7 protein-coding genes, 3 tRNA genes and 1 pseudogene are annotated in these 10,578 nt (G+C 39.9%); 5 read left to right on the top strand and 6 right to left on the bottom strand.

Annotated elements, in window-relative coordinates:
* Positions 1–1,823: TRAP transporter large permease subunit (locus tag A2003_RS06385; RefSeq protein ID WP_286687000.1), on the top strand; the 1,823-nt coding region annotated here is incomplete at its 5' end.
* Positions 1,824–1,873: 50 nt separating this feature from the next.
* Here A2003_RS06385 and A2003_RS06380 read toward each other — a convergent pair.
* The 4 genes from A2003_RS06380 to A2003_RS06365 form a co-directional block, all read right to left on the bottom strand.
* Positions 1,874–2,752, bottom strand: coding sequence for a DMT family transporter (locus tag A2003_RS06380; protein ID WP_286686999.1), 879 nt, complete (start codon positions 2,750–2,752; stop codon positions 1,874–1,876).
* Positions 2,753–2,948: 196 nt separating this feature from the next.
* Positions 2,949–3,392, bottom strand: coding sequence for a hypothetical protein (locus A2003_RS06375; RefSeq protein WP_171191666.1), 444 nt, complete (start codon positions 3,390–3,392; stop codon positions 2,949–2,951).
* A gap of 12 nt (positions 3,393–3,404) precedes the next feature.
* Positions 3,405–3,611, bottom strand: coding sequence for a YheV family putative zinc ribbon protein (locus tag A2003_RS06370; RefSeq protein ID WP_004909296.1), 207 nt, complete (start codon positions 3,609–3,611; stop codon positions 3,405–3,407).
* Between the two features lie 38 nt (positions 3,612–3,649).
* Entirely contained in the window at positions 3,650–5,689 is a 2,040-nt protein-coding gene (locus tag A2003_RS06365; protein WP_286686998.1) for a M3 family metallopeptidase, read from the bottom strand.
* 299 nt (positions 5,690–5,988) lie between these two features.
* On the opposite strand from A2003_RS06365, the pseudogene A2003_RS06360 reads away from it, so the two are divergent.
* Positions 5,989–6,401: pseudogene (locus tag A2003_RS06360) on the top strand (putative four-helix membrane protein).
* 59 nt (positions 6,402–6,460) lie between these two features.
* Here A2003_RS06360 and rnr read toward each other — a convergent pair.
* On the bottom strand, positions 6,461–8,881 hold the full coding sequence (rnr, locus tag A2003_RS06355; RefSeq protein WP_286686996.1) for a ribonuclease R: 2,421 nt from the start codon (positions 8,879–8,881) through the stop codon (positions 6,461–6,463).
* A 261-nt stretch (positions 8,882–9,142) separates the two neighbouring features.
* Between rnr and A2003_RS06350 the strand changes: the two genes are divergently transcribed.
* From A2003_RS06350 to A2003_RS06340, 3 genes are all read left to right on the top strand, one after another.
* Positions 9,143–9,232: transfer RNA gene (locus tag A2003_RS06350), tRNA-Ser, on the top strand.
* Between the two features lie 11 nt (positions 9,233–9,243).
* Positions 9,244–9,320, top strand: a tRNA-Arg gene (locus A2003_RS06345).
* Between the two features lie 45 nt (positions 9,321–9,365).
* A tRNA-Arg gene (locus A2003_RS06340) sits at positions 9,366–9,442 on the top strand.
* Between the two features lie 124 nt (positions 9,443–9,566).
* Here A2003_RS06340 and A2003_RS06335 read toward each other — a convergent pair.
* Positions 9,567–10,578, bottom strand: a 1,012-nt coding sequence (locus tag A2003_RS06335) for a hypothetical protein (RefSeq protein ID WP_286686995.1), incomplete at its 5' end; no start/stop codon positions are given.

The raw sequence follows: 10,578 nt of genomic DNA, 5'->3' as shown, positions 1-10,578 counted from the left end.
TTTACGATAAAGCTATGAAGCATTTGGAAGCACATCCAAGCATTCGTACATATCGTCAAGTTGAAACATCTTTCTTCGGTATCTTTAAGGTTGGATCGGAAAACCAGACTGTTCTTTTATTAGTTATGGTCTTGTTTACGTCGATTACAGCATCTTTGCGCTACCACCATATTGGTTTACGTGCGCCAAAAAGCAAAATTGATTATCGTGTTTACTCAACTTTGATGATCTTGGGTAATGGATTATTAAGTGCTTCTGTTTGGAGCCAATATCAGTCCTTACTCAATTCTGGTGTTGAAGTTACAGCTAAAACGATGGCGATTTCATGGTTATGGATTATTTTATTCGTAGTCATGACCATTATCAGTGTATTCCAATTATTCTTGGTCCCTAAAAATGCTCAAGAAAAAGGAAATGTTGGTTTAGCATTCTTAAGCGTACCTTTGTATGCCTATATGTCACTTGTGACAGGTATTGTTTTTACCTTCTTCATGGATTATCCAATGGGGCAAGGTATTTACCTCGGTATTTTGGTTGAATTCTCAGGGATTTTCTTAAACCTAGCATTGTTCATTTGGGCAGGTATGTTACTAACCCAAACGCGTGTCATGGATTTGTTCCTGAATATTTTACGTCCATGGAACTTGGCTCCAGAAACTTTAACTTGGTTAATCTTGATTGCAGCAGCGATTCCAACAGCATATACAGGTGCTTCTGGTATTTTCGTTATTGCAGCTGGTGCGATCATCTATAAAGAGGTTTGGAACTCTGGTGCACGTCGTCAATATGCCTTAGCGGTATCTGCAATGTCAGGTTCACTAGGTGTAGTGATCCGTCCTTGTTTACTTGTGATTTTGATTTCGATGCTTGATAGTCGTCATGTGACTTCAACAGAGTTATTTGATCACGGTATTTATGTCTTCTGGTTAACCGCATTTATTTTCTTAGGCGTTTCATTGATTCTTGCTGAAGAAAAATTCCGTGTGAATTCACCGAAAGTTGCTGTACCTGGTATGTTACGCGCGTGTATTCCTGTGATTCCTTATGTGATCATTGGTTTCGCCGTGGTGATGTTCTATAAGCTTGCTTTAGATACATCAATCAATGAATTTACAGCACCAATGATTCTTCCATTGGTATTAATCGCGATGATTTTGTTCGACAAATTATTTGCGGCTAAACATCCAGTACCAGTTACAGATCCTAAGCATGAAGCTTTAGTTCGTGAGCATGAGAAAAAGTCTGAGTTCTTAAAGTCTCATGATCCACATGGCAGCAAAGGCTTTGGTTTTGGTGGTGCTTTACGTTTTGCAACATCAGAAACTGTAGGACATATTGGTGCATTGATCTTGTTGATGGCTCTGTCGGCAAGTGTTGGTGGTCTAATCGAACGTGCAGAAGTGGTTGAGTTATTGCCTACACACTTGGGTAATATCTATATTTCACTGGCATTTATTGCACTTTTACTGGCAATTATTGGTATGACAACCGATCCATTCGGTGCGGTAATTCTTGTTGCTGCAACGATTGCTCCAGTGGCTTACGAGAATGGTATCCATCCAATTCACTTCTGGATGATCGTATTGGTTGCATTTGAGTTTGGTTATGTGACACCGCCTGTTGCGCTGAACCATTTGTTGACGCGACTCTCCGTCGGTGATGAAGAGGTTACGGCAGCAGATAAGGAAGCGAAAGAGAAATATACAAGTTTCTACTTCCGATATGAGCGTTGGTTATTACCTATTATCGTATTGTTCTCATCTTTAGTGTTGGTAACTTACGCACCATACATTTTCCAAATGTTTGGTTGGTATAAACACTAACTCTTAGCTCCTAAAAAAGCACCTTCGGGTGCTTTTTTATTTGTGCTTTATTAGAGACTTTTTCTTTGCCTTTGACTCAAAGGACTACATAAAATAATTGCCAGTAATATTAATCCAAAACCGAATAAACTATAAAAATCAGGTGTTTCTTGCCAAAGAAAGAAGCCCCAAACACCCGCAAAAATGATCGCCATATAGTTGACTGGTGCTATCTGTCCAGCTGGAGCAAGGCGATAAGCATGAGACATAAAAATTTGGCTTACATTTGCAAGTATTCCTGCTGCAATAAGAAAAAAAAGTTCTTTCAACGCATAAGGTCGCCAAACCCAAAACATTGGTATGGCTGAAAGTAAGGAGCCGATCAAGCAAAAATAAAACACGATACGTTCTGGAGGTTCAGTTTTGGTTAGTGCTCTTACGGTTACAAATGCCATTGATGCAAGTAGGCTAGATGCTATGCCTATCGCAGACACCCAATTCCACAATCCTTGATCAGGTTTTGCAACACAAAATACGCCCAAGAATCCTAATGCAGCTGCCATTAACATTGCTTTAGTAATACGTTCTTTTAAAAATAGCCAAGCAATCAGTGGAATAAAAATAGGTGAGGAATACGTAAATACCATGGCATTGGACAATTTCAAATGTGCAATCGCATAGAAAAAACCATACATTGCCGCAAGCCCAACCAGACTTCGCCAAGTATGCATCCACAATTTTTCTGTTTTAACAAAGCTTGCACCTTGTTTCATAATCAATGGTAGGAAAAGCATTAACCCAACGAAATTACGGAAAAAAACAATCGTGTAATTATCTACAGTTTGAGATGCGTATCTGATGCAGATTCCCATGATGGAGAAAAGAAAAGCCGAGATGGTCAGGCAGCTAATCGCTAAGAAGAGCTTACGATTAGGTTGATTCAGCGTCATAATCATTGTGAGTGCAAGGATGCAGCTTATATTCTAAGCCTCTGCTGTCTTTAAAGAAATGTACGATTATTATTTTCGATTGAATTATATAAAGTACAGAGGTTAAGACCTCACATTAAGGGATGAACTAAATCAAGCATGGCCAACAAATCATCGAAGACGTTAAGGCTATAACCCATGTTAAAGCCTTACTTATTTATGATTTATTTTGTGCTGCAAGTTGAGCTTCAAGAAGCTTAATTTGATCTTCTTTCAGTTTTACTAAAGTATCAACATCAGTGTGTTGTTGCTTTAGCTCATTTTGCTGATCTTTAAGTTGTTGATGAATATCATCCAGTTTAGCAATTTCTTCTTTGGCTAAAGTGTCATTTGCAGGAATTGGATCTTTGATAATTGACTCTTCAACTAGTTGGATAGGTGCAGTAACTTCGCTTGCAGCTTGTACAGTTTCAGTCGTTTCGACTGGACGTGCTGACGGTGCAGCTTTACTAATCGTTGGCACCGTTGGTGTAACAGTTGCCTCATGATTTTTTTGAGATAGAAACCACTGTACTGCAAAAATCAGCACCACGACGATACTGATTCCACCGATGATCATCCATAATAATTTAGAGTTTTCATTTTGATACGAGGACATCATTTTTTAACCTTTCTAGTCAAAATGACGAGGCTTGAATTGTATCACCCCAATTTCATCTGGCTCAGCGGGTTCAGCTGGTTCTACGTGAGTAGGACGCTGTTCACTATAAGCACATTCGATACATTCAATCCATTCGTCATCCACAGTGATGATCTTAACCACACGATCTAAGGCTCCACATTTTGGGCATTTAGCACCCGCGATGAACTGTCTTTTCATGTCAGTTAATTACATCCTGTGAACAATAATGACGTAGTTTAAGCGGTTTTATGCGTATTCGTCCAACCTTGATGACGTAATAATGCATCTATTTTTGGTTCTCTTTTTCGGAAATTGCGAAACGCATCAAGTGCTGTATCTTTTCCGCCAACTGCTAGAATAAACTTTCTAAATTCTTTTCCAGTCTCGGTGTTAAAAATACCTTCATTTTCGAAACGATCAAAGGCGTCGCTCGCCAAAACTTCCGCCCATTTATAAGAATAATAACCTGCTGCATAACCGCCAGCAAAAATATGACTAAAGCTGTGTTGGAAACGGTTATAAGGAACAGTCGGAACAACCGCAAATTTAGCACGAATTTCATCTAATGTAGTTTGGATTTGCTCGCTGTTTAAAGCGGGTGTTTGACGGTGAATGGTTAAGTCAAACAGAGCAAATTCAATCTGACGCAGAGTTTGCATACCTGACTGGAAGAAACGTGCATTCAACAAAGCAGATAGCAATTCTTGCGGTAAAGTTTGCTTAGTTTCAGTATGTTCGCTGAGTACATCCAAACTTTCATTATCCCAAGCCCAAAATTCCATGAACTGGCTTGGTAATTCAACGGCATCCCATGCTACACCATGCGTACCTGCAACTGAGATATTATCCACTTCGGTCAGCATGTGATGTAAGCCATGACCAAATTCATGAAATAGCGTAATCACTTCATCATGAGTCAGTAGCGCAGGCTGATCGCCAATCGGTGGGGTAAAGTTACACACCATATAGCAAATTGGTTTTTGTAGACCATTGGCCGTTTGCACACGAGAACGGAAACCACTCATCCATGCGCCACCACGTTTGCCATTACGTGCATAAAGGTCGAAGTAGAAACCACCAACGACTTGACCTTGATCTTCAATTTCAAAATAACGAACATCATTCTGCCATACAGGAGCATGGCGCTCGATGATTTGAATACCATAAAGACGTTGAACGATTTGGAATAAACCATCCACAACTTTGGGTGCTGGGAAATACGATTTAAGCGCTTCTTGAGACAAATTGAATTGTTGTTGTTTCAATTTTTCAGAATAGTAGGTTGAATCCCATGGTTTTAATTCTTCAACACCATCTTGTTGTGCAATTGCTTTCAGTTCAGCGATTTCAGCAAGGGCTGGTGTGCGGGCATGTTCTGCCAAGTCGACCAAAAACTTATCGACGGTATCAACATCAGGTGCCATTTTGCTAGCCAATGAATATTCAGCAAAATTATTGAAGCCAAGCAGTTGAGCCATTTCTTGACGCAAGCTCAGAATTTCTTCCATCACAGGGGTATTATCGAACGCGGTTTTGTCTGATTGTTCTGAAGCACGAGTCACGTAGGCTTTGTAGAGTTCCTCTCTAAGTTCTCGATCATCGGCATAGGTCATAATCGCAAAATAAGCAGGGAAGTCGAGTGTGGCAACGGCTTGCTCAAGCTCGCGTTGTTGGCCGTATTGCTTTAATAATTCAACACTACTTTGTGGTAAACCTTTGAGCTGTTCTTCGGTTAATGGTTTGAAGTAGGCTTGTGTTGCATCGAGTACATGGTTAGAAAAATCTGAAGATAATTGCGATAAACGTGCTGAGATTTCCGCATAACGTTTTTTGGCTTCGCCTTCGAGAGCAACGCCTGATAGTTTGAAATCACGTAAAGCGAGTTTAATTGCACTTTGTTGTGCTTCGCTCAGCGTTTGAAATACTGCACTATCATGAATATGTTGATAAGTTTGATACAACACCGTGTGCTGTCCAAGCTGAGTGTAATATTCGCTTAAACTAGGTAAAAGTGCCTGATACACCTCACGGGTTTCGGCATTGTTCATAACCGCATTGAGGTGTGACAAAATTCCCCATGATTCACTCATATTATTTTCAAGCTGATCGACTTCCGCCAAAGTTGCCAGTTGGTCTTCAGGAGCTTGTGGAACTTCATTGAGTTGATTTAAGAAGTTTTGACCATTTTGAATAGTCTGTTCAATCTGTTGTTTTAATTCTGCAAGTTGAATTTGATCAAACTGGGGAGTGGGGAGTGTCGCTTGCTGTAGTGTCATTGTATTTTTGCCATATTCATCTTTAAACATAGTTATAGATGTAGGGCTTAGCGGGGGAGAAATCAAGTGTAACTATGCTTCATCTCTTATATCTAGATTCATTTTTTATTTATAAACGCCTGTATGTGGTTTAGGATGGTGGCTGAAAATTTTGATAAGTAATTATAATTTAAAAGAAATTTTATCTTCGGTGTAAATGTCTTGATGAAAGCCGATTTCTTGCTAAACTCATGATCAAAGAAAATCTAACGAAGAATTTTTTGTAGCGCGATGCGTAACTAGATAGGTTAAACCTAATCATGAGATTAAAAAATATCAGTGTTTTTTCTTAACTTTGTGTGTTTCTGCTCACTCCAGCGCTACGGTAAACAATGCGGTATATGTGGGCTCTAGGGGGATTGGAAGCCCTTCTGCCAATAGTCCAGCTTCGACGTTGTTCTTTCTTGTGTGTGGTGCTGGGGCACTCTATGTCTACTATAAATTATTCCTAAGCTGGTTTAAACGTAAGAAAAGTGGTGAAAAACCACAACGTTTATATGGGTTGGGGGATTGGGCAATCATGCTGGCGGTATTTGGGCTGTTAGCATTGTTTGCATCTGGACTCACTTTTGAAATACTGAGTACTTTTGGTGGGAAAGAATTGGTAGGGCAGATTTGGTATCTTGTCTTATTGGGCTTTTGGGGAGTACTCGTGTTTTTTGATAGAACTTAATTTAAGAAAAGCTGAAACTCTAAAACAGAAAGAGAGCCGAAGCTCTCTTATTTTATGAATTATTCACTCTTTGCTTTTGCATTCGACTTTTTCTTTTTTATTTTTTTCTTTGCCTTTTCTTTATTTTCGGGCTTAGTCGAAGCTTTTTTAGCAGGTTTTTTAGTATAAGAACTTGGTTTGTTCTTATCCTTTTTCTTACGCACAGGCTTTTCACCATCTTCACTTACTTTGGATGCCGTTGGTGCCTTGCCAAAAACTTCTTCTGTAGTGGCTGCTCGAGTTGATGTTGTACGCGGTGCTTTTTGACGAATCACACGACCTAAATGAGTGAGTTGTTGTACCAATTGGAAGTCGATTTTACGTTCTTCCAAATTCACACCAGCCACTTTAATTTTTACTTCATCACCGAGGCTAAATGACTGTCCACGATTCTGACCAATTAGACTTTGGCTAGCTTGATCATAGAGGAAGAAATCTTCACCCAATTGGCTGACATGAATCATGCCATCTACATAGAGGTCTTTTAAGGTAACAAATAAGCCAAATTCTGTTACTGCACTGATGATGCCGACAAATTCATCACCTAAATGCTGTTGCATATAGTGGCATTTTAACCAAGTCGTGACACTGCGTGATGCTTCATCAGCACGACGTTCAGTTTGAGAGAAATGCTCACCCGCATCATCTAGCGCTGCACCTGAAAGAGGATAAACCTTTTTATCTAAATAGGCTTTAATCGCACGATGCAATAATAAGTCAGGGTAACGACGAATTGGTGAAGTAAAGTGCGTATAGGCTTCGTATGCTAAACCGTAATGCCCAGAATTCTTGGCACCGTAATACGCTTGCATCATTGAGCGTAGTAATACGGCATGAATGCTTGGCGCATCTAGACGATCTTTGGTCGCTTCAATAACACGTTGATAATCAGCCTGAGTAGGTTGTTCTGGGAATGGTAAACCAAGTAATTTTACGAAATCACGAACTTTCTGGATACGTGAAAACTCAGGAGCCTCATGTACACGGTAGAGCATTGGGATGTCATGTTCTAAAGCATATTCCGCAGCAGCGACATTGGCTAATAACATACATTCTTCAATGAGCTTATGCGCATCATTACGTGAGCGAGGCAGGATTTCTTTGATTCCACCTAATTCATCAAAAGTCATGTAGGTTTCGATGGTTTCAAATTCCATCGCATGACGCTTAGCACGTAACTCTTTGAGGGTCTGATAAAGCTGGAAAAGAGTATTTAGTGATTTATGAATAGTTTTATCTTCAGGGATAGCATCTGTTACTCCCTCAAAATATCGACCAACCTGTGTGTAAGTCAGACGCGCTTTAGAATGCATTACCGCAGGATAGAATTCATAACCTGTCACTTTTCCAGCACGAGATAACTTTAAGTCACAGACCATACATAGACGATCTACATGTGGATTTAAAGAACATAAACCATTTGATAATGCTTCAGGAAGCATCGGTAAGACAAAGTGTGGGAAATAAACTGAGGTACCGCGTTCTTCTGCTTCTTCATTTAAAGGTGAATCTAAACGAACGTAATGGCTTACGTCAGCAATCGCAACAACCACACGATAACCACCACCTGAACGTTTTTCAGCATAGACTGCATCATCAAAGTCTCGTGCATCTTCACCATCAATAGTAACTAACGGTAAGTCACGTAAATCAACACGACCTTTAATATCTTGTTCAGAAGGTTCTTTAAAGCTTTCAGCTTCTTTGATTACTGCTTCAGGAAACTCATAAGGCAAGCCAAATTCTAAAATAGTCTGCGGAATGATAATCTCTGTATCTGCCTTATCTGCCATGGATTGAACGACATGACCTGTTGCCAATTCTTCACGGGTCGGGTAGTCATCAATCGCAACACGTAGCATATCGCCAACTTTGGCATTGGCATGCTCAATTAATTCTTTTTCTAAAGTAATCGGTTGGTGCTGATTCGGATTACTCGGTTGAATAAAGTATTCACCTTCATGCTCAGCGATTTTACCAATAATCTGTTTGACACGACGTTGTACAACTTCAGTAATAAAACCCCAAGGTTTACCTTTGCGATCAACTGAAGTCTGACGTACTTTAACGCGATCGCCGTTAAAAACGAGTCTTAATTCACGTTCAGGTAATAGCACATCATCGTGTCCAGCAATATTCGCTGTACCTAAACCTTTACTATTAATATAAACCGTTGCTTCGTGTGTTGGTAAATCTGTTGCAGGTTGATATTTAAAACCATCCTTCATGAGCTGACCATCACGTACCATTGCGCTTAAGCGATGATTTAACGCATCAATACTTTTTTGATCTGGTAGGTTGAAATGATCAACAAGTTCCGCATGAGATTTTGCAGTTTGTAATTGTTCTAATGTAGTTAAAATAAGAGTTCGGCTAGGAATAGGATTATCGTAACGTTCAGCTTCTGCTTTTGCTTCGGGATCAACCCAATTATTAGTCATATCGTTCCATTTCACATCTGGCAGATCACTTTAGCATAAGTCATCCAAACTTGGACTGCACGTCAAAGATTGCAAGATTCTGTTTATGTAAATGATCTAAATAAATAAAGAGAAGACTATCTTAACAAGCGTTGGACGAAAAAATGCTGAAAAAATACAGAAATTGTTTAAAAAATATTTGATTGATTTAAAAAAGATGAAAAAAACAGGATCATCCCTTGTGTAATGTGGTTTTAGTTTGTATTATTGCGCTCGTGTTACGGTGAGATGGGTGAGTGGCTGAAACCACATCCCTGCTAAGGATGCATACGGGTAACTGTATCGAGGGTTCGAATCCCTCTCTCACCGCCACTTTACTTAAGGCGCTCATAGCTCAGCTGGATAGAGCACTTGGCTACGAACTAAGGGGTCGGGAGTTCGAATCTCTCTGAGCGCACCAAGTAAAGATTAAAGTAACACATGCCGAAATAGGCACATAAGTAATGCGCTCATAGCTCAGCTGGATAGAGCACTTGGCTACGAACTAAGGGGTCGGGAGTTCGAATCTCTCTGAGCGCACCAACTTAAACAATTAACCGCTTAATCGCGGTTTTTTTGTGCCCAAATTTTGAAGATATTTATTTTACAGTATATTTAAATAGCAAAGGCCGCTAATGATAGCGGCCTTTGTTTTCAATTTAAGCTTTTAGAATAAGCTTAATGAATGGAAGAGATTGTCTGATAAATTAGTTAACGATGTTTGTGGAGTCACAGTTTCAGTTAATGGTGCAGTTGAAGTACCTGTATCCGTAACTGAAGTAAGTATAGATGTCGAACCTGTGATTGCAGTCAAGATACTATCAACACCGCCATCACAACCACAATCATCACCACTTTCAACGCTTAAGCTAATCAAGCTACTAATACTTTCAAACGTACTATCGCTAAATATCGCAGTAGAACTTTCTTGAACACTATCAATTACAGAGTTACCACTACTGATAATCGTTTGTGTTGGTTCTGATACTCCGAGAATAATACTTTCACTATTAAGATCAAAACCAATATCACTACAGAATCCGTCAATCGCACCTGTGATTGGATCTAGAGAATCACCGTTCAGGCTTCCACTGATTGTTTCTGTAAGATTTGTGATCTCACCTAATGCTCCACCATTCAAATCACCTGTGATGCTACCAAGTAAATCTGTAATCGTGCTCAATGATTCATCAGTGTTTGTAAATTCACTTACAGTTTCTGTGATCATTTCAAGAGGAGAACCATCCGTACCACCCGTGATGGTATCAATCACGCCAGTCACAGGGTTGTCACCAAGATCACCACCTGTGAAACCTTCGATTGCATCAGTGACCATTTCAAGAGGAGAACCGTCAGTACCACCAGTAATGGTATCAATCACACCTGTTACAGGGTTATCAACTAAATCACCACCCGTAAAACCATCGATTGCATCAGTCACCATTTCAAGAGGAGAACCATCCGTACCACCAGTAATGGTATCAATCACACCTGTTACAGGGTTGTCACCAAGATCACCACCTGTGAAACCTTCGATTGCATCAGCGACCATTTCAAGTGGAGAACCATCAGCAAGGTCACCTAAATTGCCAAGATCTTCACCGATATGTTGAATAATCTCAGTCGCAGTCGAACCATTGGTAATTAAGGTATCAATCACACCTGTAGCAGAATCCATC

This window comes from Acinetobacter sp. GWC1_38_13 (assembly GCF_001767535.1).
Lineage (GTDB): Bacteria > Pseudomonadota > Gammaproteobacteria > Pseudomonadales > Moraxellaceae > Acinetobacter > Acinetobacter junii.
Note: the sequence above shows the minus strand (reverse complement) of the source record. Positions and strands in the feature narration are given on the sequence as shown.